The sequence below is a fragment of the Pararhizobium capsulatum DSM 1112 genome (assembly GCF_030814475.1).
In the GTDB taxonomy this organism is placed as follows: domain Bacteria; phylum Pseudomonadota; class Alphaproteobacteria; order Rhizobiales; family Rhizobiaceae; genus Pararhizobium; species Pararhizobium capsulatum.
On sequence record NZ_JAUSVF010000001.1, the window covers coordinates 2,832,701 to 2,857,211 of the forward strand.

The following is a 24,511-nucleotide window of genomic DNA, read 5'->3' on the forward strand; positions in this document are numbered from 1 at the left end:
ACTTATAAGATTTAACTCATAAATCAGTAAAGGATATTGCAGTCTTTACAAGACCTCGTAGGAGAAGCGATCAAAATCTGCCTCTTTCCCCCGGCCGGATGTATCGAAGGCAAACATACCGGCAAAGGCGCCGGTAAACGACCCATGCTCGCCGCGCCCGCCTTCGTCGGAGACGACGCCCGCATCCAGCACAGGACCAAGCGGCCGCCAGACGCGGTAACCATCTGCATGCCAGAAGAACTGCAAGTCGTTTTCGCGGATTTCCATGGCGAGATGAACACGGCCAACGGGGACAGACTCACCGCTCTGCACCGGAAAGCTAAGGCGACCGTGGGGGAAATCTCCATTGCAGGAAAAGATTGTTACAACCCGACCGAGTTTTTCATGCAACGTGACGCAAACGGCATGAAACTTGTGGCGATTGTAATAGTGGGTCAATCCGGCGACCTGCTGGTAGGTGTCGGGTTCGAAATCGACGACGGTTTCTGCCCGAAAAGCATGGTGTTCCTGTCGGCGCGCAACCAGCGACTGCTCGAACCAGCTGCCGATGCTTTCACGGCCAAAAAGCCTGAGATAACCGGGGCGCGTCGCAAGGGAGAACAGGCGCTCAGGAACAGGCGTGCGCAGCCATTGGAATTCGAAAGGCAGCTCAACGCTGTCGAAATCGGTTTCCACCTTCGAGGGCTTTTTGATCTCAGCGACATCGGCGGGTGCAGGCACCTCCACAGCCGGCACGACACCTCCATGCTCAAGATACAGCCAGCCATCGTCCTGCCAGACGCATTTCTGAAGGGCCGTTTCGCGGCCGAGCGTGCACCGGCGATGCGGCGCTAGCGGACGACCGGTCAGGTGGGTGTGGTAGAATTGCCCGTCCGGCGTTTCGATGTACTGGCCATGTCCGGCGCGCTGAAGCGGGACATCCGGGTGATCTTTCGAGGTGATGAGGTGGACCTGCGGGTGCATCTCGTAAGGCCCCTCGATCGAGCGCGACCTCGCCATGGTGACAACATGATCATAGCCAGTGCCGCCCTCGGCGGTTGTCAGGTAGTACCAGCCGTTTCGCTTGAAGAGATGCGGCCCCTCGACCAGTCCCTGCTCGCTGCCGGCGAAGATATTGCGGACGGGGCCGATGAGCGACTTCGAGACCGGATTCCATTCCTGCATGAGAATTCCGTCGAAGGCGGGTGTCTTCGGAGCGCCGCCATAGCTTTCGGTTCGGTGGTTCCACTGCATGTTGAGGAACCAATTTTTCCCGTCATCGTCATGAAACAGCGAGGGATCGAAGCCGGAGGAATTGATGTAGATCGGCTCGGACCATTCGCCGTCGATCGTCGGCGAGGTCACGATGTAATTATGGGCATCCTTGAAGTTGCCATCGAAGCGCTTGACGTCGGTATAGACAAGCCAAAACAAGCCATCCGCATAGGACAGGCACGGGGCCCAGACACCGCAGCTATCCGGGTTTCCCCGCATATCGAGCTGGCTCGCCCTCTCTAGCGGCCGGCGCACCAGCGTCCAGTTCACGAGATCGCGCGAGTGATGGATCTGTACACCGGGATACCACTCGAAGGTGGAGGTGGCGATGTAATAATCATCGCCGACCCTGCAGATGGATGGGTCCGGATTGAAGCCGGGCAGGATGGGATTATGGATCGTGGCGCGCATGATGTTCGTACCTCAGAAATGGTGTGGGCATCCAGCCTCAAACTCGGCGCAGTTTCAACCCCGACCTTGCGATGACGTCAGAACTGCCAGCGAATCCTTGCCCCGTTTGTGAAAAAACGCAGTATCCAAAGGCGAGGTACCGCTTGCGTATTCAAGGTTTCCCACAGCTTCTGCCTAACATTTGCGCAATATCAGCATGTGCGTATGCGACTTTGGTATGACGCGGACGGATCTTACCCGAAAATCCCCCGACAGACTTGAAACAAGGCTTGAAATCGGCACTGTTGGCGTGCTTGGCAAAAAAAGAAAACAGCTTGGCGGGGAGGAAAACACATGACCGCACTGCTCGGGATCAGCAGACTCATCGATCGAATTACTGAAATCATCGGCAAATCAGTCTCCTGGCTGATCCTCGTGGCCGTACTGGTCAGCGCCGGCAATGCTATCATCCGGAAAACCTTCAATATGTCGTCGAACGCCTGGCTCGAGGCACAATGGTATCTGTTCGGCGCTGCCTTCATGGGCGCTGCCGCCTATACGCTCAGCCAGAACGAGCATATCCGCATCGACGTCGTCTACGCGAAGTTCTCTCGCCGCACGCAGCATTGGATCGACCTTCTCGGTCATATCCTCTTCCTGATGCCCTTCGTGCTTTTGATGATCTATTACTTCATTCCCTATACCAGGATGGCCTACGTTTCGGGCGAAATGTCGTCGAGCGCCGGCGGTCTTATCATCTGGCCAGCCCGTGCCATCCTGCTCGCAGGCTTCATCCTGCTGGGGCTCCAAGGCGTATCAGAGATCATCAAGAAGATCGCGATCATGAGCGGCAATATGGACGATCCGGCCCCCTATATACCGACCCATGCACCTCTCGACGATGTCGTGACGCCGGAGGCACGCCCATGATCGAATTCATCGCTGAAAATCTGGCGCCGATCATGTTCCTGTCGCTGATCGTGTTCCTGCTTCTAGGCTACCCGGTTGCGTTCTCGCTCGCGGCCAACGGCCTGCTGTTCTTCATCATCGGCGTGGAACTAGCGCCGCTCTCCGATTCGATCAATCTTTCCTGGCCGTTGCTCAACGCGCTGCCGGACCGGATATGGGGGGTGATGTCGAACGACACTCTGCTTGCCATCCCCTTCTTTACTTTCATGGGGATCGTGCTGGAAAAATCCGGCATGGCGGAAGATCTGCTCGATACGATCGGCCAGCTTTTCGGACCGATCCGCGGCGGCCTCGCCTATGCGGTGATTTTCGTCGGCGCCCTGCTTGCAGCAACCACCGGTGTCGTCGCCGCGTCGGTCATTGCAATGGGCCTGATCTCGCTGCCGATCATGCTGCGCTATGGCTATGACAGAAGGGTCGCTTCAGGCGTCATCGCCGCCTCCGGCACCCTTGCCCAGATCATCCCGCCGTCGCTGGTGCTGATCGTGCTTGCCGACCAGCTCGGCCGCTCCGTCGGCGACATGTATGCCGGCGCGCTTATTCCAGGCCTGGTTCTGACCGGGCTCTACATGCTCTACATCCTGATCATGACCTTCGTCCGGCGCGATTCGATGCCGGCCCTGCCGCTTGAGGCCAGAACACTCGGCTCAGGCGTAACGTCTCTTTTCATCGCGCTCGTCGTTGCAGCGGTCATCGCTTACGCCGCCCATGTCTATCTGTCGCCGACTCATGGCGAAAACGCCGACATTCTCGGTGCCACCGTCGGCGTTGCCTTCATCTACGTCGTGGCACTTGCTGACCGTGGCCTGAAGATCAACGCCATGTCGCGGCTCGCCCAGCAGGTCATAATCGTGCTGATCCCGCCGCTGGCACTGATCTTCCTCGTGCTCGGCACCATCTTCCTCGGCATTGCCACGCCGACGGAAGGCGGCGCGATGGGCGCAGTCGGCGCGCTGGTGATGGCGGCCGCCAAAGGCCGGCTTTCGATGGAAGTCATGCGCTCGGCGCTGGCAGCAACAACCCGGCTGTCAGCTTTCGTGCTGTTCATCCTGATCGGTGCCCGCGTGTTTTCGCTGACCTTCTACGGCGTCAACGGTCATATCTGGGTCGAGCACCTGCTGGTTGCCATGCCCGGCGGCGAGACGGGCTTCCTCATCACCGTCAACCTGCTCGTCTTCTTCCTGGCTTTCTTCCTCGATTTCTTCGAGCTGGCCTTCATCATCGTGCCGCTTTTGGCGCCGGCGGCCGACAAGCTGGGGATCGACCTTATCTGGTTCGGTGTCCTGCTTGGCATCAACATGCAGACGAGCTTCATGCATCCGCCCTTCGGATTCGCGCTCTTCTATCTGCGCTCCGTTGCCGCCAAGGTTCCCTATCTCGACAGGGTAACAGGCAAGATGACCCAGCCGGTAACGACGGGGCAGATTTACTGGGGCGCCGTGCCTTTCGTCTGCATCCAGGTCGTCATGGTCGGTCTGACCATCATGTTTCCGCAGATGGTCATGCACTACAAGGGCGACGCGGCGGTCGTCGATCCCGCCACAATCAAGATCGAGGTTCCGGGCTTCGGCGGTGGCGGCGCTCTGGGACTACCAGGGGGGCTCCAACTCCCCGGCGGCAGCCCACTCGATGCCCCCGGCCAGCAGCCCGCGGATCCAAATGGCGGAGCAGCTAAGCCCGAGCAGCAGAAGCCAGCAAACGACCTCAGCGCGCCACCGTCGTTCAACTAATAGCAAAAGGGCCGGTTTGGCGCCGGCCCTGCTTTTCAGACATCACCAATAGAAAAACCCCGGAGCGGCGCTCCGGGGTTTCTCGTTTGAAAGATCGTTCTTGCTTAGAGCTTTCCGCCCCGCTGCTGGATCATCATGAAGGTATCGTAGTTGTATTCGGCGATCTGGGCGTTGAGGTAGTATTCGCCGCGGAAGGCCTTGATCGATTCCCAGATCTTCTTGAAGGTCGGGTTCGTGGCTTCCATCTCCGCATAGACCTCGTTGGCCTTGTCGAAGCAGGCGGACAGGATTTCCGGGCTGAACGGGCTGAGCTTGGCACCGGCGCCGACGAGACGCTTGATTGCCGAAGGGTTCAGGTAGTCGTACTTCTGCAGCATGTTGGCGTCGGTTGCCTGGCAGGCTGTGCGCAGCAGCGACTGGTAATTCTTCGGCAGGCCGTCGAAAGCCGCCTTGTTGAACATCGCATGCACCGTCGGGCCACCTTCCCACCAGCCGGGATAGTAGTAGTACGGCGCGACCTTGTAGAAGCCGAGCTTCTCGTCGTCGTAGGGACCAACCCATTCGGCAGCGTCGATCGTGCCCTTTTCAAGAGCCGGATAGATGTCACCGCCGGCAATCTGCTGCGGCACGACGCCGAGCTTTTCCACGACCTTGCCGGCAAAACCGCCGATCCGCATCTTCAGACCCTGCATGTCGGCAACGGTCTTGATTTCCTTGCGGAACCAGCCGCCCATCTGAACGCCGGTGTTGCCGCCAGGATAGCCGACGAGGCCCTGCGTTGCCAGAAACTCATTGAACATCTCAATGCCGCCGCCATGGTACTGCCATGCATTGTGGCCGCGGGCATTGAGTGCGAAAGGAACGGCGGCGCCAAGCGCCCAGACCGGATCCTTACCCCAGTAATAATAGGAAACCGTGTGGCAGGCTTCGACTGTACCCGCAGCTGCGGCATCGGCAGCCTGAAGACCGGGTACGATTTCGCCGGCGGCAAAGACCTGAATCTGGAAATTGCCATCGGTCGCTTCAGATACGTATTTCGACAGCACCTCCGCACCGCCGTAGATAGTATCCAGCGATTTCGGAAACGACGACGCAAGCCGCCAGTTGATCTTCGGGGCGGTCTGCGCGATGGCAGGCGCTGCAAGCGTCGTCGCGGCTGCGGCACCGATGCCACCGAGACCTGCACGCTTGATGAATAAACGACGATCCATGTGTTCTCCTCTCCGTTTTTTTGCGGACAGCCTCGCCATTCGAGACTGCTCCTCCCCGCGGGTACCCTTTGCGGAGCCCTTGGCTCCCTTCGCCGGGATGCAGATTAAACGTCTTCGCAACCCTGTGACGCACCCCGTTCATCGTGGCTCCGCGCGCCAGATTACACGCTCGACCCCGCCTGTCTAGTCACGGGGAAATCCACTATCTTCGACTTTTGTCTAAGATGCGAATTCAATGTTTGCAGGGGCTTACGAAGATGGTCTTCCAGGACGACCTCAAGCCATTGCGCAAGCTCTACCTCTAGGATTGCTACTTTAGATAGATGTAATGGAAAGACTTGCGCGTCAGGCGTTTCTCAGCATCGTTGAAATGAGGCAATTTTTTCCTCAGTCACGGCCGGCGACAGACGCGAGATTTCTCGGATTGAATGGCCGGCTCGCGTGATCTACGCATCGAAAGCACCTCGGAGAATTGCTTCATGAAACGCCTGCTGCTCATTGGTGTCGCACTCGCGGCATTGACGGTTCCTGCCGCCGCCGCCAAGCTACTCAATACCTCTTCGATATTTCGCGCGAGCTGTTCGAACACGTCAAATACAACGTGATACTTGTAGTCCCAGGTCGCGTGCGAAAGCGATTGTTCATCGCTCCTCGAGCGAAGTCTTGACCACGCCAATGCTTCAAGTGGGAGGTCTCGCAGCTACTTTGTAGAAATCCGGTTTTCCACCGTGGTGGAGGTTTACTTGTGACACAACAAAAACGCCCGGAGCTCTGCCCCGGGCGTTTGTTTCTGCAGAAGTAGAATTCCTATTCGAGTTCGGCCGACTTGGTCCAGAGATTGATATCGGCTTCCCTGGCATAAACGTCGATTTCCGCCAGTTCAGCATCGGTAAACGCGTCGTTTTCCAATGCCTTGACGCAGTCGATGATCTGCGATGAGCGGCTGGCACCGATCAGTGCCGAGGTGATGCGACCGCCGCGCAGCGTCCAGGCGATCGCCATTTGCGCCAGCGTCTGACCGCGCTTTTCGGCAATGCCGTTCAGCTTGACGATGTTTTCGATGATCGACGGGCGGATGAAGTCCTTCTTGAGGAAGTGGTTCTGCGCCGCACGGCTGTCTTCCGGGATACCCTTGAGGTACTTGGTCGTCAGCATGCCCTGGGCTAGTGGCGAAAACACGATCGAGCCGACACCGAGATCTTCCAGCGTATCCTTCAGGCCATCGTCTTCAACCCAGCGATTGAGCATGGAATAGCTTGGCTGATGGATGAGGAGTGGCGTGCCGAGCGACTTCAGGATCGCGGCCGCCTCGCGGGTGCGCTGCGAATTGTAGGACGAGATGCCGACGTAAAGCGCCCGGCCCGAGCGGACGATATGATCGAGCGCAGCGCAGGTTTCTTCGAGCGGCGTATCCGGATCGAAGCGGTGTGAATAGAAGATGTCGACATAATCGAGACCCATGCGCTTCAGGCTCTGGTCGCAGGAGGCGATCATGTACTTGCGGCTGCCCCATTCGCCATAAGGACCCGGCCACATGTCGTAGCCGGCCTTGGAGGAGATGATCAGCTCATCGCGCAGACCGGAAAATTCCGTGCGCAAGATTTCGCCGAAAGCGGTTTCGGCAGACCCCGGAGGCGGGCCGTAATTGTTGGCTAGGTCGAAATGGGTGATGCCGAGATCGAAAGCGGTGCGGCACATGTCGAGCTTGCGGTCATGCGGTGTGTCGTGGCCGAAATTGTGCCACAGGCCGAGCGAAACGGCCGGAAGCTTCAGGCCGGACTTGCGGACACGATTATATTTCATCTTTTCATAGCGGTTTTCAGCCGGTTGCCAGCTCATGTCGGATACCTCTTCCCACTGTGTTCAATCGTTTGAACTCGCAGACGGTATGGCATGCCCCGCTTGGTCGAAACAAGGGGCAGCCTGCGATTACCCAGCGCAATAGACGCTGATTGTTAAGGAGATTTTGCGACCTTCTGGACTGAAGAGATCAATGAAAGATGACCACCCGGATTCACCGCGGCTATTTCTTCAGAAAGGTGAATATGGCTCTGACCGGCCTGACAAAAATCGACAAGGAGGATTTCTTTTCGAAGACCGCGGCATTTCTCAAACAATGGGAAAATGCCGGTCTCATCGGCAAGACGGCCCCCTCCATTGCGGGTGGTATTCACGACGACAGCAGGCAGATCCCGACGGTCGGTTACGGGCTGAACCTCAAGGCCACGAGCCTGACCGAAATCGACAAGGCATTCCGGTTGGCGCTCACCGGGAAGGTGGACGGCAAGCTCTCCAAGCTGCAGGAAAGCGGTCTCGATATCATGCAGGCGTGGAAGGCGGACAAGACACCGACGACAGCGGAAGACGTCGCGCTGATCAACAAATCACAGGGCAAGGCAGGCACGACCGCGGGGAAGAAGGCGCTGCAATCCCTGTGGCTGACGGATGCCCAGGCGAACCGGCTGCTCGAAGCCAAGCTCAAGGGGTATTCGGGGCTGTTTCCCTCCGTGGAAAAGGGGATGATCATGGCACTGGCGAAATACAATGTTTCACCACCTGCACAATCCGAGGAGCGGCTTGTTCTTCTATCCCTCTACTACAACGCACCCTCGCTGATCGGACCCGGCATCGCCAAGGCGATCGCGACCGATAATCACGCGCATTTCTGGTATGAAGTACGCTTCAATCACGCCAACTATGCCTCACGCGGCCTGCAGAACCGGCGCGAGTCGGAATCCAACAAGATCGGCATCCTGGCACAGGAGGACCGGAAGGATGCGGCAATCGTGCTCAAGGCCATGGACTTCCTGTTCGACCGCACCGGCGGGGCAACGAGCGTCTACGAGAAGATCGCCGCGCGCGATAAAATCATCCTGGCAAGCGAACTCGACAACAAGAACAAGACCACGGACAGCATCACCGAGGCGCGCAAGCAGACGCTCGAAGCGCAGATTTCCAGCTATATGAAGGTTCTTTCCGACAAGTATGCTGGAGGCGAAAAACTCCATTTCGTGCAGGTCGGTGGCTCGGGCAACGATACGTTCACGGCCGGTATCGCAGACTATGCGGCGCTCGATTCCAAGACCTGGCGCAACGAGACAAACACCAACGATCTTGTGATCGCGGGCGATGGCAACAACACGGTCAAAACCGGCGGCGGCAATGACTGGGTCACGTCCGGCAAGGGAAAGGACACGATCGATCTTGGCGATGGCAACGATCATGTTTCGGCCGGATCGGGCAATGACGTCATAGATGGTGGCAAGGGTGCCGATGTCATGGACGGCGGCAAGGGTTACGACACCTATATGGTCGACAACAGCGGCGACCGCGTTCTGGACAGCGACGGCGGCAGGATCAAAACCGGGATTTCGTTGAAAAACCTGACGAAGAATATCGACACCTATACAAACCTGAAATCGGGCTTGACGCACACGCTGAAAATCGATGATGCGAAACTGCCAGCAAACACCGATGGCGTTACCTTCGAGGGCAGCGGCGGCAATGATGCCTACCGCCTCTCGCTCAGCGACGATGATCTGACGCTGCGTTTCACGACGGGTTCGGGATCCGACGGGATCGTGCTGACGGCACGCGAAAATCCGGATATCGGACTGACGGTTATCATCGCAAACGATGCCACAAGCACGGATCGGTTTGATCTATCGGCCTTCGGTGCTATGTCCTTTGAAGCATTCAGCGGCAAGGCGGATGACGCCGGCCACTTCTACTACAAGCTCACGAGCCAGAGCGGAGCCAGTATGATGGCGCTTTTCCATGGCGACAGCAATGCGGATGGAATTGTCACGCTCCATCAGAGCGTATCGATTTCATCCAGTCTCGGCCTGACGGACGGAATGTTTGTCGTCTGAGATTTGTACATAACCACCTCATAAATCCGCCTACGGATAGGTTCGTAGACTCTCTTCCGTCATGGTCGGGCTCGACCCGACCATCCATCAGCCTCTCCATTCGACGAGAGGCTGATGGATCCTCGGCTCGAGGCCGAGGATGACGCAGGGGCATGCTGTTCAGTTCTATCGATCATCCGAACCTTACCGCAGAAGCGCTTTGGCTTCCTCGATGCCAAGCGCCGCCGGCTGGGTGCAGGTCGTCGTCAGCTCGACGAACTGGCCGGTTTCACCCGACTGCAGGATCGAGACCATGACGTCGACGCCGTGCAGCGCGCGTTCCAGCGAGCAACGGGCATCGCGGCCTTCAAGGATGGCGATCGCCATGTCGGCGAGGCCAGCCGTGCGGTAGTTCGCCATGGGCCCCTGCGAATGCTCCTGGTTCGGAACAGCGAAGGGATGGTCCCACATTTCGAGCGGCTGGATATCCTTGTCGCGACCACTGGCCGAAACCGTACCGCCAAAGAAGTTCGGATCGGGTACGAACAACGAGCCCTCGGTGCCGTAGAGTTCCATGTTGGCGTGGCGGTGCGACCAGACATCCCAGCTTGCGGACAGCGTGATCGTCGCCCCGTTCTGGAATTCGAGCAGCGCGTGAATGTTGGTCGGGGTCTTTACCGGAATGACCTCACCTTTGCGCGGCTCGCTGGTGATAGTGCGGGTGGGGCTGGCCATGGAGGTGAGCGCCGCAACACGCTTCACCGGGCCGATCAGGTTGATCAGGTTGGCGATGTAATAGGGGCCGAGATCCAGGATCGGACCACCACCGGGCAGGAAGAAGAAGTCCGGGTTCGGATGCCACATCTCCATACCGGGGCTCATGACGTGGCAGGTGCCGGACGTGACGCGGCCGATCTTGCCCTGGTCGACGTAGTCACGCGCCAGTTGGTGGGCGCCGCCGAGGAAGGTATCCGGCGCGCAGCCGACCTTCAGGTTGCTGGCCGTGGCAATGCCGCGCAGTTGCTCACCCTGCTCGAGCGACAGCACCAGCGGCTTTTCCGAATAGACGTGCTTGCCAGCCTCGAGGATCATCTTCGAAACCGGAAAATGCGCATCTGGAATGGTGAGGTTGACGACAATGTCGACTTCAGGATTGGCAAGCAGCTGTTCGATGCTCTGGGCCGTAACGCCGTATTCGGAGGCGCGAACCTCGGCGGCGGCAGGATTGATATCCGCGCAGGCAACGACCTTGATGCCCTTGAACAGCGGCGAAAGCTTGAAATAGGTGGTTGAGATATTGCCGCATCCGATGATGCCGACGCCAAGTTCTCGTGTCATGGACATATCTTTCTATCAATAGGTCTTGATCGAAGCGATCGAGCGCTCGGCCGTCGCCTTGTAATCCTTCGGATTGTCGTGCTCGACGACATAGTATTTCGCTGAAGTCTTGGAGAGCGCCTCGAAAAGCTTCTTCCAGTCGACGGTGCCATGGCCGACGTCGGCCCAGCCGTCCTGATCCTTGTTTTCGCCGGCAGCGGCGATGTCCTTGACGTGAACGGCGGTGATGCGCTTGCCGTATTTCTCGATCCAGGCGAAGGGATCAGCACCGCCGCGGATGATCCAGGCGATATCGGCCTCCCACGAGAGATCGGGACCACCGGCAAAGATGTGATCCTGCGGAACCGAGCCGTCGGCCAAGGCGATGAACTCGAAGTCATGGTTGTGCCAGCCAAAATCGAGGCCCGCCTTGCGGAAGGGCTCGCCGGCCTTCTGCAAGCGTTCGCCGAAGGCACGCCAACCGGCGGCATCGGTTGGACGCTGATCGGGCATCAGGTAGGGGCAATAGATCGCGCGGATACCGAGCGTCTTGGCGATGGCAATTGCGCGCTCCGGATCACTTTCCAGCAGATCGAGACCGAAATGGGCGGATGGCATGGTGACGCCGGCTGCATCCATGTCAGATTTCAGCGCGGCGAGCGCGGTGTCGTCGAGAGCCGCGTAAAGGGCGCCGTAGCCTTCTACCTGGGTGTAGCCGAGCGAACCGGCCGTCTTCAGCACATCGCCCAGTGGTGGGAAATTGCGGGCGCTGTAAAGCTGGAAGCTGACATCTTTCATGGGTATTCCTCCTCGTGTTCTATCTAACCCAGGTGTCGTAATCCGACACCAGAAGGTGGTTGGGAGCGGTATCTTCCTGAATGGTCGAAAAGCGGCCGACGGGCTCGCGGAAGTAATTGTCTGTGAGATCGTCGTTGACGGTAGAAACCTCGCCGATCAGCACGTCTGCCCCCTCGGCCCAGAAGGCATGCCAGTTGCCAGGCAGCAGCGTCACGCTTTCGCCGGGCGCGAGCTTTAGGAGCCCGCCGGGAGAGAACCTGCGCAGGCGTGCGTCAGTTGCGACGACGACCTCGCTTTCCTCGTCGACGGTGCCATCGGCGAGCGAATTGTACATCTGCAGCACCAGCATTCCGCCGCCGCGATTGATGATGTCCTCGGTTTTAACTGCGTGACGATGCAGAGGGTTCGTCTGATCCTTTGCAGTGATCATCAGCTTTTCGGCATAGATCATGCCATGGCCGCTGGAAAGCGCACCAGAGGTGCCGTTGCGCAGCGTGAACAGAACCAGGCCATAGCTGCCAAAACGGCCCTTACCGAAATCGGTGATGTCCCAGCCGAGGCGGGCATCGCGGATCGACGGGCTATCGGTTGCGGCGCGCTGCTTCAGTTCCTCCGGCCCCCAATAGGCAAAGGGTGGCAGCACGAAGCCGAAGCTGCGCATGAAGGCATCGCTCTTGTCGATGATCGCATTGACTTCACTGCGCAGCATGGGGTTCTCCTCAACCGTTGCCCTGACAGGATTGCAGATCGTAGCTGGTGAAGATCGGTGCGCCGCCGGCAGGTGCCTTTTTCGGCGTGAAGCGGATAGTGCGGGTCTCACCGGCCGTCAGATCGAATGCATTGTCGGAATAGCGACCCTCGATTTCAGCTTCGATCATGACATGGAGTGCGAGGCCGGTTGCAGAAACGGCGATCTCGACGCTGCCGTCGCCGAACGGACGGGAGGCAAGCGACAGGCCGGAGGGCTGAAGATCGAGCGCCTTGTAAGTGCCGGTCACGTGATGGCCCTCGCCACGCATGCCGTTGGATGCCTCGAAGGACCAGAACAGCAGGTGGTTGGCGGGCACGTCCGCCGTCGGGATCGTAAGCAAGGTCGCGGCGCGATCCGGGCTGCAGGTTCCGCCGGCGGCGGTGAGCGGCGTCTTCGTGCCATCTAGGGAGACGAGGAAGGTCTGCAACTCTACGATCACCGGTTCGGCGGTGTCGTTGACCATGGAGAAGGCGATCTCCCTGCCATCCGCAGACGGAATTGCGGCCACAGCAACCGGCTGGAAGAAGCGGCGGACCATATAGTGCATGGCCTTCCAGTTGCCGCCGTAGTCGAGGCTTGCCCAGGAAGCGACCGGCCAGGTGTCGTTGAGCTGCCAGTAAAGCGTGCCCATGCAATGGGGCTTCAGCGAGCGCCAGTAATCGACGGCGGTCTTGATCGCGAGGCCCTGCTGCACCTGGCTCAGATAGACGAAGTTGGCGAAATCCTTCGGGAAGCGGAAATAGCGGAACATGGTGCCGGCGATACGCTCGTTGCCGCCGGCATTCTTCTGGTGCGCCTCCATGACGGGCGATGCAACGTTGAGGTCTTTCGCTTCGGCGAACTGCCGCACGACCGGCATGGAGGTGTAGGACTGGAAGCCGAATTCCGAGCAGAAGCGGGGCTTGACCGTGCGGTAGTTGTCGAAGCTCTTGTTCTCGTGCCAGACGGACCAGTAGTGCATGTCGCCGGAGCCGTCAGCATGCCAGGCATCGCCGAAATTCAGCACGCCGACAGACGGGCTCGACGGCCACCAGAGGAGATGCGGCGCAGCTTTCTTCAACGCCGTTTCGACCGTTCGGTTGAGGCGATCATAGGAGACGAGATAGCGGTCGCGATCCTTGCGGCTTTCCTCGAACCAGGTGAGCGCACCGACCAGCTCGTTATCGCCGCACCAAAGCGCGATCGACGGATGGGATGCGAGACGCTTGACCTGATAATCGACCTCGGCCGCGACGTTTTCGAGGAAATCCGGGGTCGATGGATAGAGGTTGCAGGCGAACATGAAATCCTGCCAGACCAGCAGGCCAAGGCGGTCGCAGAGGTCGTAGAACCAATCCGGCTCATAGAAGCCGCCGCCCCAGACGCGGATCATGTTCATGTTGGCATCGACCGCCGATCGCAGAAGGTCTCCAACGCCCTCGGGGCTGACGCGCGATATCAGGGCATCGGCAGGAATCCAGTTCGCCCCGCGGCAGAAGATCTCGCGGCCGTTGATACGGAAGGCAAAGCGATTGCCGGCCTCGTCCTTGTCGGTGATGAGTTCGACTGTGCGAAAGCCGATCTGTCGGACAACACTGTTGCTGGGAACAGAGAGGACCAGTTGGCTCAGCGCCTGCTCACCGCTGCCAGCCGGCCACCAGAGGCGAGGCTTTTCCACGGAGAAGACATGGGTGACGACCGTCTCGCCCTCGTTGACGGCGCAATCGAGGTGGTCTTTCTGGTCGTCCAACGACAGATCTAGGGAGACGATGCCGGGCTCGGCTGCGTGCAGCGTGACGGTGACCTGCAGATGGATCGCGCCATTCGCCTGCGGAACCTGTTTGGTCACCACATGCTCGATGCGAGCCGCCGCCATCTTGCGCAGGGCGATGACGCCGTAGATGCCGAGCGGCGCAATGGCGATGTTCCAGTCCCAGCCGAAATGGCATTGCGGCTTGCGCAGCATGTTGCCATTGGGAATCGGGGAATTGCCTGTTGAATAGGGGATGTAGAACGGCTGTTTTTCCTGAAGCTCGGCGCCGGCCGCGATGGATGAGCGGAGAGTGACGCGAAGATGGTTTTCTCCAGCCTTCAACGCCGAGGAGACGTCTGGTCGATAACGGCGGAAGCAATTGTCGGATTGCAGGACGAGCATGTCGTTGACATGGACTTCAGCGACCGTATCGAGGCTTTCGATATCGAGATACCAGCTGCCGCCGAGATCGGTACTGTCGAGGGTGAAGGATCGCTCCAGAACCCAATCCTTGTTGGCCACCCATTGCACATCGTCCTCATTGCGGCCTGCATAGGGGTCAGCGATGACGCCAGCTGCCTGCAGTGCGCTATGGACATCGCCGGGGATGGCAATAGCAAGCGTGTGGGACTGGTCGGCGCTTGCGAGCTGCCAGTTGCCGGAAAGATCGAGGTTGATGGTGGATACGGTCATGGCCAGAGAATTCCAGAATCGAGGCATAAGGGACGGTTGAGTGGGCGCAGATTTACCCCCCTCTGTCACTCCGCAACACCTCCCCCTCAAGGGGAGAGATCACCGTGAAACCTGTGCTTTCACGGGAAAATGACAATCTCCCCCCTTGAGGGGGAGGTGTCGGCAAAGCCGACAGAGGGGGGTGAAGCCGCGACATGCTCAGACCCGGTTTTCCGTTGTCGCATCGAACACAGACGCCATCGACATATCGAAACTGAGCTTGACCGCCGTGCCCGGCGCATAACGGCGGCTTCCGGCGATGCGGACCGACATCGTCTGTCCGGCAAGCTTCAGCCAGAGCAGGTTGTCAGCGCCCATCGGCTCCTCGATATCGACGACCGCATCGTGAAACTCGCCACCCGGAATGGCTTCGTCGACTTTCACATGCTCGGGGCGGACACCGAGTACAATCTTGCGCCCTGCATCAAGCGGCGTGCGGGCCGGATAAGCGTCCAGGCCAAAATCGACGCCATTGATACGCGCGAACTTATGGCCTTCGCGATCGACGATCTCACCGCGGAAGAAGTTCATCGACGGAGAACCGATGAAGCCCGCTACGAAAAGGTTTTCCGGAATGTTGTAGATCGTCATCGGATCGGCAAGCTGCTGGATGACACCGCTCTTCATGACGGCGATACGGTCAGCGAGCGTCAGGGCCTCGATCTGGTCGTGGGTGACGTAGATCATCGTATTCTCCAGCGACTGGTGCAGCCGCTTGATTTCCACGCGCAGTTCCGAGCGCAGCTTGGCATCGAGGTTCGACAGCGGCTCGTCGAAGAGGAACACATCGACATCACGCACCAGAGCACGGCCGATCGCGACCCGCTGCCGCTGGCCGCCGGAAAGTTCCGCCGGCTTGCGCTTCAAGAGCGGCTGAATCTGCAGAATCTCGGCAGCGCGAGCCACTCGCTTGTCGATTTCCGTCTGCGGCAGCTTGGCGACCTTGAGGCCGAAAGAGAGGTTCTTCTCCACCGTCATCTGTGGATAGAGCGCGTAGGACTGGAACACCATGCCGATGCCGCGGTCCTTGGGCTCCTCCCAGGTGACGTTCTTGCCTTTGATGAAAATCTGGCCTTCCGAGATATCGAGCAGGCCGGCGATACAATTGAGCAGGGTCGACTTGCCGCAGCCGGATGAACCGAGAAGGACAAGGAACTCGCCGTCGCGGATTTCCAGATTGAGGTTCTCGAGCACGTTGACCGAGCCGAAGCTCAAAGACAGGTCCTTGATGGATACACTTGAATTCATTGGGGATCAGCCTTTCACAGCACCGGCGGCGATGCCGCGGACGAAGAGACGTCCAGAGACGAAGTAGACGATAAGCGGAACGGCACCCGTCAGGATCGTTGCCGCCATGTTGACGTTGTATTCCTTCACGCCCTGCACCGAGTTGACGATGTTGTTGAGCTGCACCGTCATCGGGTAATATTCCGGGCGGGTGAAGACGACGCCGAAGAGGAAGTCGTTCCAGATGCCGGTGACCTGCAGGATCATCGCCACGACGAAGATCGGCAGCGACATCGGCGCCATGATCCGGAAATAGATCGCCCAGAACCCCGCCCCGTCGATGCGGGCAGCCTTGAACAGTTCCTCCGGTAGCGAGGCGAAGTAGTTGCGGAACAGCAGCGTCAGGATCGGCATACCAAAGATGCTGTGCACGAGGATCAGGCCCGTCAGCGTGCCATAGATACCCATTTCACGCAGCACGATGACGATCGGATAGATCATCACCTGATAGGGAATGAAAGCGCCGACGACGAGGATCGAGAAGAACAATTCCGCGCCTTTGAACCGCCAGTTGGCAAGCGCATAGCCGTTGACGGAAGCAATGGCGATTGAGACAATCACCGACGGAACGGTGATCCGCACTGAATTCCAGAACCCGCGTGACAGCCCATCACAGTTGAGGCCTGTGCAGGCGCTGGACCATGCCTTGACCCAGGGCTCGAAGGTGATCTCCACCGGCGGCGAGAAGATGTTGCCGAGGCGAATTTCCGGCATGCCTTTCAAGGAGGTCACGACCATCACATAAAGCGGCAGCAGGTAATAGGCGGCTGCGACGAACAGCGTGCCGTAGATGATGATGTTGCGCGGTGACAGCAGCGGGCGCGGTTTACGGCCGGCGGGGCCGGAAAGCGTCGCCTTGGTCCCGGTCGGTGCAGTTTGAATGGCGATATCAGGCACGCTTGCGCCCTCCCCCGAATTCCAGATAGGCCCAAGGCACAATGATGATGGCGACGGTGATCAGCATCATGGTCGAGGCGGCGAAACCCTGCCCCAGGTTCTGCGCCTGGAACATGTAGTCGTAGACGTATTTCGCCGGCACTTCCGAGGCGATGCCGGGACCGCCTGATGTCTGGGCGACGACGAGGTCATAGACCTTAACGATACCTGACGCGATGATGACCAGGGTGGTGATGAAGACAGGCCGCATCATCGGGATGATGATCAGCAGATAGGTCTTCCACATCGGAATGCCATCGACGCGCGATGCCTTCCAGATGTCCTCGTCGATACCGCGAAGACCTGCCAGCATCAGGCACATGACGAGACCCGTGCCCTGCCAGAGGGCGGCGATGAGAATGCCGTAGATGACGATGCTCGGCGTATAGAGCGGATCGAAGACGAAGGTCGTCCAGCCCAGTGACCGCACGACGGACTGAACGCCGAATTCCGGGTTCAAAATCCATTGCCAGACGAGGCCGGTTACGATGAAGGACAGCGCGAATGGGTAGAGGAAGATCGTCCGAAACGTATTTTCAAAACGGATCTTCTGGTCCATCAGCGCCGCCAGAAGAAAGCCGATGACGAGACTGAAAATCAGCGAGAAAAAACCATAGATGGCGAGATTCTCGATCGAGACGACCCATCTTGGAGCGGCCCACAGGCGCTCATATTGATCAAGGCCGACGAACTTCAGCCGTGGCAGAAGCTTCGAGTTGGTAAAGGAATAGAGGACCGTCCAGAGTGTGCCGCCAAGGAAGATGACGACGGCCGTCAGGATCATCGGGATAGAGGCAATCTTTGCATTCAGATTGCGGAAAAGTTGGTTTGGTCGGCCGGTTTTAGCGTGTCCCGCCATTATGATTTTCCTCCGGTATCGCAAGCGCTTCCACAATCAGGAGCCGGAACGCGGAACGCGCGCGGCATCCTTCCGGTTATCCCGTCGCGCATGGCCATCTTCAGGCGACCTTGTTTGCGGACAGAGAGATGCCATCACATCCTCGACACACCGCTCAAGCGAGCCGGCCAGGTCTTAGAGGGGAACACCGGCCCCGCTTTCGCGGAGCCGGATAAGTGACGACGAGCCTTGCGATCAATCGGCAGATGCGATGATCTCGGCGAAGCGCTTCTGCGCGTCTTCCGGCGTGATCGACGGATTGGCGAAGAATTCGGAGAACAGGTCTTCCTTCTGCTTCTGGCTGTCGGCTGAAAGCAGCTGGTCGGTGCCCTGGATCACGTTGCCCTTGGCGAGGATTTCCAGACCCTTCTTCATGCAGTCGTTGGCAGCGGTAAGATCGACGTCACCGCGAACCGGCAGCGAGCCTTTCTTCAGGTTGAAGGCAACCTGCGTTGCCGGAGCAAGCAGCGTTTCCGCCAGCACGTCCTGCGCCTTCGACTTTTCCTCATCCTTCAGGACCGGGAAGTAGAAAGCGTCACCGCCGGTGGAGATGACCTCGTTGACACCAAGGCCTGGAAGGCAGGTGTAATCCGTGCCGGCCTTCTGGCCAGCAAGCTGGAATTCACCCTGCGCCCAGTCACCCATGATCTGGCCGCCGGCCTTGCCGGTGATGACCAGGTTGGTCGCCTGGTTCCAATCCTGGACATTGCTACCCTTGGACATGCGGCGAGCATCATCGGCTGCCTTGAAGACCTTGGCGATTTCCGGACCTGCGGCAACGTCCGCATCCTTGTCGCCGAAGACCTTCTGGTAGGTGTCCTTGCCGGCGATAGCGACCATCAGCACGTCAAAGGCGCCAGCGGCTTGCCATGGCTGACCACCGACGGCGAGCGGAACAATGCCGGCCTTTTCGAGAGCCGGACCAGCTGCGACGAATTCATCCCAGTTCTTCGGAACTTCGACACCAGCCTGCTTGAAGGCGGCATTCGAAAGCCACAGCCACTGCCATGAGTGGATATTGACAGGCGCGCAATATATCTTGCCTTCGATCGTGCAGCTGTCGAGCAGGCTCGACGGCTTGATGACGTCTTTCCAATGACCCTTGGTCGCGACATCAGTCAGATCGCGCATCAGACCGGCCTGAACCAGTTCCTCGGCCTGACGGCCATGGTTGAACTGGGTGGCGCCCATCGGGTCGCCGCCGGTGATACGGCTGATCATGATCGGGCGGGCGGTACCGCCGGAACCGGCGATGGCGCCGTCGACCCAATGATTACCGGTCGCATCGAATGCCTTGGCGAGCTCGGCCACGGCCGCAGCCTCACCGCCGGACGTCCACCAATGGGTGACTTCGAGATCGGTCGCGTTAGCCGCACCGAATGGAAGCACCACAGTTGCCGCCAATGCAGCAGCCAACAAACGCAATTTCATGAGTTTTCCTCCCTCACTGTAACGTTACCGTAAAAACTTAGAACAACTGTTTTTCAGACGCAACAGCCAAACGAAAAAAACCAGAGAAGAATATTTTATACAATTTAAAGTTTATTTTTTAATCAAAAAAAACGAAAGATCCCTGCCTTATCGCGATGCATTATGCCCACATATTCGGCATTTTATCCCGATATTTCGGCCGGATATCCGCTCATTCAAGTGGCGAGCATGCTTCTGTTTCGTCGCAGCGCACAATTCATCCAGCCGCAGCGCAACATTCTACTTCGCGTTTAACGAGAGAAATTTATGAAGAAAAATCTCTCGACAGCACGACTGTATCGTTACAGATTTTATCAAAGTTGATAGGCGGGGTCATGACAGTACCCCACTGTCACAAATCGTATATAAGCGTGCTGAAAGGCTTTCAGACTCGATCGCGCGGCCAGGAATGGCCCTGCTGATCCCGTCAATCGGATAAGCCTCTGATCTGGAAGGCAATGACGGGGCATGGACGAAAAGAGCAAACCGAGACACACGCCCGCGCCCCCCGGTACCGGTGACCGGCCTACCCTGAAAACCATCGCTTTCATGACGGGGCTTGGTATTACGACGGTCTCACGTGCCTTGAAGGATGCTCCGGATATCGGTGCCGAGACGAAGGAGCGAGTGCGGCTTGTGGCGCGCCAGGTCGGCTATCAGCCCAACCGCGCCGGGGTAAGGCTCAGAACCGGAAAAACCAACGTTATCAGCCTCGTCCTCTCCCTCGAAGAAGAGGTCATGGGTCTGTCGAGCCCTATTGTGATCGGCATTTCCGAAGTTCTGGCCGACACGCCTTACCACCTCGTCGTCACGCCCTACAGCTCATCCAAGGATGCGCTGGCGCCGGTGCGATACGTGCTCGACACGGGCGCAGCCGACGGCGTGATCATCTCGCGCACGGAGCCGAAGGACCCCCGCGTGGCGCTGATGATGGAGCGGAACTTCCCCTTTGCGACCCATGGGCGCACGGACATGGGGCTCGTCCACCCGTATCACGATTTCGACAATGAGGGCTTTGCCTACGAGGCGGTGCGACGCCTCGCAGAACTTGGCCGCAAACGGATCGTTTTGCTGCAACCGCCCCCTCACCTCGCCTTCCACCGCCATATGCGGCGTGGTTTCGAGCGCGGTATCCATGACTTCGGCGGCGAGGCCGTCCCGTTCAATACCGTCGATATCGACAACAGCCTCGTCGAGATCCGCGCCGCCTTCGAAACCCTTATGCGGGGAGGCGATGCGCCCGACGGGATCGTTTCGGGGAGCGGATCGAGTTCGATTGCGCTGATTGCAGCCCTTGAGACCGTGGGCAAGCGGCTGAAGCACGACGTCGATATGGTGTCGAAGGTGCCGAGCGCGGTCTTGAGCTGGCTGCGGCCGGAGGTCATCACCATGCGCGAGGACATCCGCCTTGCCGGCCGAGAGCTCGCCAAAGCAGTCCTCGGTCGTATTGCGGGCCGGCCGGCTGAAGAATTGCAAAGCCTCAGCGAGCCTCTCTGAGAGAGCGCCTAACCCCAAAGCTTGTCGCAATCTTTCAAATTCGCTTCCCACGCTTTGTTCCTTTGTTCTTGAGCATGTCGTTATCGCAAAACCGCTGCACACTTTTTGCGCGACATGCTTTAAATGCGAAAGCCGCGCGGATCGCTCCGCGCGGCTTTCCTGTTCAAACAGGCTTGTCTCAGGCGTTGAGGCCGCTGCCCCACGGGCCGTGATGCGCGGCCTTGCCATCAACGCGATCAAAGCCATGGGCGCCGAAGAAGTCGCGCTGAGCCTGGATGACATTGGCTGTGCCGCGGCCGCGACGGTAGCTGTCGAAATAGCCGAGGGCCGATGCCAGCGCTGGAACCGGCAGGCCAGCGAGCACGGCGGCAGAAACCACGCGGCGCAGCGCGCCATCGGTTTCCTTGACCATGGTAGCGAAGGCCGGGGTGACGATCAGGTTGGCGACATCCGGGTCCTTGGTGAAAGCCGTGGTGATCTCGTCGAGGAACTGCGAGCGGATGATGCAGCCAGCGCGCCAGATGCGGGCGATAGTCGGCATCGGTAGATTCCAGCCGAATTCCTTCGATGCCGCAGACATGACGGCGAAGCCCTGCGCATAAGCGCCGATCTTCGAAGCGAGAAGCGCACTTTCCAGATCCTTGAGGAAGGCAGCCTTGTCGGCAATTTTCAGTTCGCCGTCAGGTAGGCCAAGCACTTTCTCGGCCGCTTCGCGCTCTTCCTTCATCGACGAGATGCTACGGGCAGCAACGGCGGCTTCGATGCCGGTTGCCGGCACGCCCATGTTCTGCGCCTCGATTGCCGACCATTTGCCGGTGCCCTTCTGGCCCGCCTTGTCGAGGATCAGATCGACAATCGGTCCGCCGGTGATCGGATCGGCGGCCTTCAGGACCTTCTCGGTGATTTCGATCAGGTAGGAGTTGAGGCGACCCTTGTTCCAGGTACCGAAGACTTCACTGATCTCGGTGGCGCTCATCTTCAGGCCATCGCGCAGGATGCCGTAGATCTCGGCGATCATCTGCATGTCGGCATATTCGATGCCGTTGTGGATAGTCTTGACGAAGTGACCTGCGCCATTTTCGCCGAGCCATGCAACGCACGGATCATCGTTGTACTTGGCGGCAATCGACGTCAGGACCTTTTCGACGCGCTTCCACGAATCTTCCGTGCCGCCGACCATGATCGAAGGACCGTGGCGGGCACCTTCTTCACCGCCGGAAACACCCATGCCGATAAACGTCAGGCCGCTGTCCTTGAGGTTGTCGAAACGGCGCATCGTGTCGCGGAAGTTCGCATTGCCGGCATCGATCATGATATCGTTCTTTTCGAGATAGGGCTTCAACAGCTCCATCTGCTGATCGACGGGATCACCCGCCTTGATCATGATGATGATGGGGCGCGGCGGACGAATGGCGGCCACGAACTCTTCGATGGTCTCGCAGGGAACGATCTGCCCCTGCAGATCGCCAGCCTCGGCATAGAACTTGCGCGTCGCCTCGACCGTACGGTTGAAAACCGCGATCTTGTTACCTTTTTCAGCGATGTTGAGCGCCAGGTTCGATCCCATGACGCCAAGACCGATAAGGCCGATTTCCGCTTGTGCCACTGTGTGTCTCCGTTGGACGGGGAGCTTGCTTGCCCGAACGAGCATCGCGGACAGCTCCGCTTTTTCGAAACGCGCGCACGATGATGACGACAGGGAACAAGCCCCGGTCCACCGTGCGTCTGCTGACGGAGTTTTGGCACTCAAATCGATTAACGACAAGCGATTGTTGTCGATCCCGAGACTTTTCCGGGCTGGCAAGTCCCGCCACTATTTGCCCGATACGCCGGAATTGTTGCGAAGCCTGATTATCAAGTCGATTCAATCGCGTTGCGCTGGCTTTACGGAGGATTTCAAGGGCTATTGAATTCCTGCCCACAGCGCGCATATCCGGCCTATCACCGCGCGTACACAGGCCAGAGCCAACTCCAGCCGCCACTACCGAACCGGAGGAATTCAAATGAGCGTGATGACCGCCAGAATTGTCCACACCAGCATCTCGAAGCCGTGGAAAGAGGTCTATGATTTCGCTTCCAATCCCGAAAACATTCCTCGCTGGGCCTCCGGCCTCAGCGAGGGACTTGAACGGGATGGGGAGGATTGGCTGACCGGTGGGCCGCTCGGCACAGCGCATGTCCGCTTTTCACCGCCAAACGATTTCGGCGTCATTGACCATCTCGTGACAATGGCGGATGGCACACAGGTTCACAATGCACTGCGCGTGGTGCCCAACGGCGATGGTGCGGAAGTGATGTTTACGCTGCTGAAACTGGCGGCAATGAGCAATGAAGATTTTGAACGTGACGCAAGATGGGTCACAAAGGACCTGCAGACGTTGAAGAACCTGATCGAGGGAGAAGAACATGGGCCAAAAGGGTAACGACCGCCAGATCGACAACATCGAATTCGTGGTCTCGGATATTCCGCGGTCAAGGGCGTTTTACGGCGCAGCATTCGGCTGGTCGTTCACGGACTACGGCCCCGAATATTGCGAGTTCACGGATGGCCGACTGACGGGTGGTCTGACCACCATGGGCGAGATCCGGACGGGAGGCCCGCTCGTCATCCTGTACGCCGATGACCTCTCCGAAACCCAGGCGAGGCTTGAAGCGGCCGGCGCCGCCATCGTGAAACCGGTTTTCGCCTTCCCGGGAGGTCGTCGCTTCCAGTTTCTCGACCCCGATGGATATGAACTGGCTGTCTGGTCGGACAAATAACTCTCTCAGGCCGCGATCGAACGCCGCCTGTCGGCAATTTCCTGAAGAATGAGAATTGCGCCGATAATCTTGCCCGTGCTGGAGCGGCATGGCGTCATGCGGCAGCGCACGACAACAGTGCGCCCATCGGCATCCTTGGCGAAGGTGTAGTCCACGGGCTCGCCTGAAAAACACCGGTCGAGATTGGGCTTCACCCGCTTTTCGAAGCGCTGCAGCCCAACGAACTCCACGACATGCCGTCCGACAAGGTCCATCGGACGTTCATCAAGGCGGGCAGCATTGATGGGGTTGGTGTAGAGATAACGGTAGTCCCTGGTGATCACAGCAATTCTGTCGGGCATGCAATCGAGAATGGCTTCGTTCAGGAAGCCCTCATCCATGCGCGCCTTGCGAATCGATGGAATGCCGATCGGATCAGCCTTTGTCGATGAATAACCAGCTTCACCGAAATAACGATCGGCGAGCGTCTCCAGCGCGCCGCGCTGACGAAGAACACTGGAAAGGTCGTCTGCTTCCTTCTGTAGAAGATCGAGCACGAACTGGAATTGAAGTCTCGCCTCGGCAACGTTGGAAGCAACTTCCTCATAGATTGCTAATAGGACCGGATCAATTTCTTGTCCCAGAATTTCCATCAGCAGGTCATCACCTGCCCGTGCAGCCTGCTGCAGCTGCGCATATTTGAACCAAAAAAGCTCTATCAGTGCCTTCAATTGCCCACCCCACTGCCGCCCCGATCGAAATCATCGTCCCCGGCGGTATTTCAATACTATTATTCTTGCCCCAACCTGTCGCGGAGCTTTTTGTAACTGTGTTCTTAATTACTGCAGTTTACACGCACAGAAGGTGCGTTCAACTGTGACGCCCTAACCTGAAACGTTGCCGTAGAAATATTTTAGACGAAAACAATGTATCGAAACTGAAAAACCCA

General features: G+C 58.5%; 20 protein-coding genes. 7 read left to right on the forward strand and 13 right to left on the reverse strand.

Annotation, left to right across the window (positions count from 1 at the left end):
• Positions 1–45: 45 nt before the first annotated feature.
• On the reverse strand, positions 46–1,665 hold the full coding sequence (locus QO002_RS13800) for a glycoside hydrolase family 43 protein (protein ID WP_307230578.1): 1,620 nt from the start codon (positions 1,663–1,665) through the stop codon (positions 46–48).
• Between the two features lie 333 nt (positions 1,666–1,998).
• On the opposite strand from QO002_RS13800, the gene QO002_RS13805 reads away from it, so the two are divergent.
• Positions 1,999–2,574, forward strand: coding sequence for a TRAP transporter small permease subunit (locus tag QO002_RS13805; protein WP_307230580.1), 576 nt, complete (start codon positions 1,999–2,001; stop codon positions 2,572–2,574).
• Entirely contained in the window at positions 2,571–4,343 is a 1,773-nt protein-coding gene (locus QO002_RS13810) for a TRAP transporter large permease (RefSeq protein WP_307230582.1), read from the forward strand. The genes QO002_RS13805 and QO002_RS13810 overlap by 4 nt, the downstream gene beginning before the upstream one ends.
• Positions 4,344–4,447: 104 nt before the next feature.
• On the opposite strand, the gene QO002_RS13815 is transcribed toward QO002_RS13810, so the two are convergent.
• Positions 4,448–5,554 (reverse strand): TRAP transporter substrate-binding protein, encoded by a 1,107-nt coding sequence (locus QO002_RS13815; protein ID WP_307230584.1) that lies wholly within the window; start codon positions 5,552–5,554, stop codon positions 4,448–4,450.
• 479 nt (positions 5,555–6,033) lie between these two features.
• Here QO002_RS13815 and QO002_RS13820 point away from each other — a divergent pair, with 479 nt between their 5' ends.
• Positions 6,034–6,159: a hypothetical protein gene (locus QO002_RS13820; protein ID WP_307230586.1), complete on the forward strand. Its 126-nt coding sequence runs from the start codon at positions 6,034–6,036 to the stop codon at positions 6,157–6,159.
• 202 nt (positions 6,160–6,361) lie between these two features.
• Here QO002_RS13820 and mgrA read toward each other — a convergent pair whose 3' ends face one another.
• On the reverse strand, positions 6,362–7,393 hold the full coding sequence (gene mgrA / locus QO002_RS13825; RefSeq protein WP_307230588.1) for an L-glyceraldehyde 3-phosphate reductase: 1,032 nt from the start codon (positions 7,391–7,393) through the stop codon (positions 6,362–6,364).
• Positions 7,394–7,554: 161 nt separating this feature from the next.
• Between mgrA and QO002_RS13830 the strand changes: the two genes are divergently transcribed.
• A complete protein-coding gene (locus QO002_RS13830; RefSeq protein WP_307230590.1) occupies positions 7,555–9,426 on the forward strand; it encodes a calcium-binding protein in 1,872 nt (623 codons plus the stop codon).
• 183 nt (positions 9,427–9,609) lie between these two features.
• Here the strand turns inward: QO002_RS13830 and QO002_RS13835 are convergent, their stop codons facing one another.
• The 8 genes from QO002_RS13835 to QO002_RS13870 all read right to left on the reverse strand — a co-directional run bounded on the left by QO002_RS13835 (position 9,610) and on the right by QO002_RS13870 (position 19,287).
• Entirely contained in the window at positions 9,610–10,743 is a 1,134-nt protein-coding gene (locus QO002_RS13835) for a Gfo/Idh/MocA family protein (protein ID WP_307230592.1), read from the reverse strand.
• Between the two features lie 15 nt (positions 10,744–10,758).
• Positions 10,759–11,520 carry a sugar phosphate isomerase/epimerase family protein gene (locus QO002_RS13840; protein ID WP_307230594.1) on the reverse strand — a complete coding sequence of 254 codons (762 nt, stop codon included), beginning with the start codon at positions 11,518–11,520 and terminating at the stop codon, positions 10,759–10,761.
• 19 nt (positions 11,521–11,539) lie between these two features.
• On the reverse strand, positions 11,540–12,229 hold the full coding sequence (locus tag QO002_RS13845; protein ID WP_307230596.1) for a D-lyxose/D-mannose family sugar isomerase: 690 nt from the start codon (positions 12,227–12,229) through the stop codon (positions 11,540–11,542).
• Positions 12,230–12,239: 10 nt separating this feature from the next.
• Complete coding sequence (locus QO002_RS13850) at positions 12,240–14,696, reverse strand: beta-mannosidase (protein ID WP_307230598.1); 2,457 nt, start codon at positions 14,694–14,696, stop codon at positions 12,240–12,242.
• Positions 14,697–14,894: 198 nt separating this feature from the next.
• Entirely contained in the window at positions 14,895–15,983 is a 1,089-nt protein-coding gene (locus QO002_RS13855) for an ABC transporter ATP-binding protein (RefSeq protein WP_307230600.1), read from the reverse strand.
• A 6-nt stretch (positions 15,984–15,989) separates the two neighbouring features.
• Positions 15,990–16,919, reverse strand: coding sequence for a carbohydrate ABC transporter permease (locus tag QO002_RS13860; RefSeq protein ID WP_307230602.1), 930 nt, complete (start codon positions 16,917–16,919; stop codon positions 15,990–15,992).
• Positions 16,912–17,817 (reverse strand): carbohydrate ABC transporter permease, encoded by a 906-nt coding sequence (locus QO002_RS13865; RefSeq protein WP_307230604.1) that lies wholly within the window; start codon positions 17,815–17,817, stop codon positions 16,912–16,914. The genes QO002_RS13860 and QO002_RS13865 overlap by 8 nt, the downstream gene beginning before the upstream one ends.
• A gap of 234 nt (positions 17,818–18,051) precedes the next feature.
• Positions 18,052–19,287, reverse strand: a complete 1,236-nt coding sequence (locus QO002_RS13870) for an ABC transporter substrate-binding protein (RefSeq protein ID WP_307230606.1) — start codon at positions 19,285–19,287, stop codon at positions 18,052–18,054.
• A gap of 507 nt (positions 19,288–19,794) precedes the next feature.
• Between QO002_RS13870 and QO002_RS13875 the strand changes: the two genes are divergently transcribed.
• Positions 19,795–20,823 carry a LacI family transcriptional regulator gene (locus QO002_RS13875; protein ID WP_307230608.1) on the forward strand — a complete coding sequence of 343 codons (1,029 nt, stop codon included), beginning with the start codon at positions 19,795–19,797 and terminating at the stop codon, positions 20,821–20,823.
• Between the two features lie 178 nt (positions 20,824–21,001).
• Here the strand turns inward: QO002_RS13875 and gnd are convergent, their stop codons facing one another.
• On the reverse strand, positions 21,002–22,429 hold the full coding sequence (gene gnd / locus QO002_RS13880) for an NADP-dependent phosphogluconate dehydrogenase (RefSeq protein WP_307230610.1): 1,428 nt from the start codon (positions 22,427–22,429) through the stop codon (positions 21,002–21,004).
• Between the two features lie 397 nt (positions 22,430–22,826).
• Between gnd and QO002_RS13885 the strand changes: the two genes are divergently transcribed.
• Together QO002_RS13885 and QO002_RS13890 are read left to right on the forward strand one after the other, a co-directional pair.
• Positions 22,827–23,246 carry an SRPBCC family protein gene (locus tag QO002_RS13885; RefSeq protein WP_307230612.1) on the forward strand — a complete coding sequence of 140 codons (420 nt, stop codon included), beginning with the start codon at positions 22,827–22,829 and terminating at the stop codon, positions 23,244–23,246.
• Positions 23,230–23,583 (forward strand): VOC family protein, encoded by a 354-nt coding sequence (locus QO002_RS13890; protein WP_307230613.1) that lies wholly within the window; start codon positions 23,230–23,232, stop codon positions 23,581–23,583. The genes QO002_RS13885 and QO002_RS13890 overlap by 17 nt, the downstream gene beginning before the upstream one ends.
• 5 nt (positions 23,584–23,588) lie before the next feature.
• On the opposite strand, the gene QO002_RS13895 is transcribed toward QO002_RS13890, so the two are convergent.
• Positions 23,589–24,293 carry a PAS domain-containing protein gene (locus QO002_RS13895; RefSeq protein WP_307230615.1) on the reverse strand — a complete coding sequence of 235 codons (705 nt, stop codon included), beginning with the start codon at positions 24,291–24,293 and terminating at the stop codon, positions 23,589–23,591.
• Between the last annotated feature and the right edge of the window lie 218 nt (positions 24,294–24,511).

What these genes read in the sequence shown, in the direction of transcription:
- mgrA (WP_307230588.1), bottom strand. Translation starts at nt 7,393, where the DNA reads ATGAGCTGGCAACCGGCTGAAAACCGCTATGAAAAGATGAAATATAAT.
- QO002_RS13845 (WP_307230596.1), bottom strand. Translation starts at nt 12,229, where the DNA reads ATGCTGCGCAGTGAAGTCAATGCGATCATCGACAAGAGCGATGCCTTC.
- QO002_RS13865 (WP_307230604.1), bottom strand. Translation starts at nt 17,817, where the DNA reads ATGGCGGGACACGCTAAAACCGGCCGACCAAACCAACTTTTCCGCAAT.
- QO002_RS13850 (WP_307230598.1), bottom strand. Translation starts at nt 14,696, where the DNA reads ATGACCGTATCCACCATCAACCTCGATCTTTCCGGCAACTGGCAGCTC.
- QO002_RS13815 (WP_307230584.1), bottom strand. Translation starts at nt 5,554, where the DNA reads ATGGATCGTCGTTTATTCATCAAGCGTGCAGGTCTCGGTGGCATCGGT.
- QO002_RS13810 (WP_307230582.1), top strand. Translation starts at nt 2,571, where the DNA reads ATGATCGAATTCATCGCTGAAAATCTGGCGCCGATCATGTTCCTGTCG.
- QO002_RS13885 (WP_307230612.1), top strand. Translation starts at nt 22,827, where the DNA reads ATGAGCGTGATGACCGCCAGAATTGTCCACACCAGCATCTCGAAGCCG.
- QO002_RS13830 (WP_307230590.1), top strand. Translation starts at nt 7,555, where the DNA reads ATGACCACCCGGATTCACCGCGGCTATTTCTTCAGAAAGGTGAATATG.
- QO002_RS13870 (WP_307230606.1), bottom strand. Translation starts at nt 19,287, where the DNA reads ATGAAATTGCGTTTGTTGGCTGCTGCATTGGCGGCAACTGTGGTGCTT.
- QO002_RS13800 (WP_307230578.1), bottom strand. Translation starts at nt 1,665, where the DNA reads ATGCGCGCCACGATCCATAATCCCATCCTGCCCGGCTTCAATCCGGAC.
- QO002_RS13835 (WP_307230592.1), bottom strand. Translation starts at nt 10,743, where the DNA reads ATGACACGAGAACTTGGCGTCGGCATCATCGGATGCGGCAATATCTCA.
- QO002_RS13855 (WP_307230600.1), bottom strand. Translation starts at nt 15,983, where the DNA reads ATGAATTCAAGTGTATCCATCAAGGACCTGTCTTTGAGCTTCGGCTCG.
- QO002_RS13890 (WP_307230613.1), top strand. Translation starts at nt 23,230, where the DNA reads ATGGGCCAAAAGGGTAACGACCGCCAGATCGACAACATCGAATTCGTG.
- QO002_RS13840 (WP_307230594.1), bottom strand. Translation starts at nt 11,520, where the DNA reads ATGAAAGATGTCAGCTTCCAGCTTTACAGCGCCCGCAATTTCCCACCA.
- QO002_RS13820 (WP_307230586.1), top strand. Translation starts at nt 6,034, where the DNA reads ATGAAACGCCTGCTGCTCATTGGTGTCGCACTCGCGGCATTGACGGTT.
- QO002_RS13875 (WP_307230608.1), top strand. Translation starts at nt 19,795, where the DNA reads ATGGACGAAAAGAGCAAACCGAGACACACGCCCGCGCCCCCCGGTACC.
- QO002_RS13805 (WP_307230580.1), top strand. Translation starts at nt 1,999, where the DNA reads ATGACCGCACTGCTCGGGATCAGCAGACTCATCGATCGAATTACTGAA.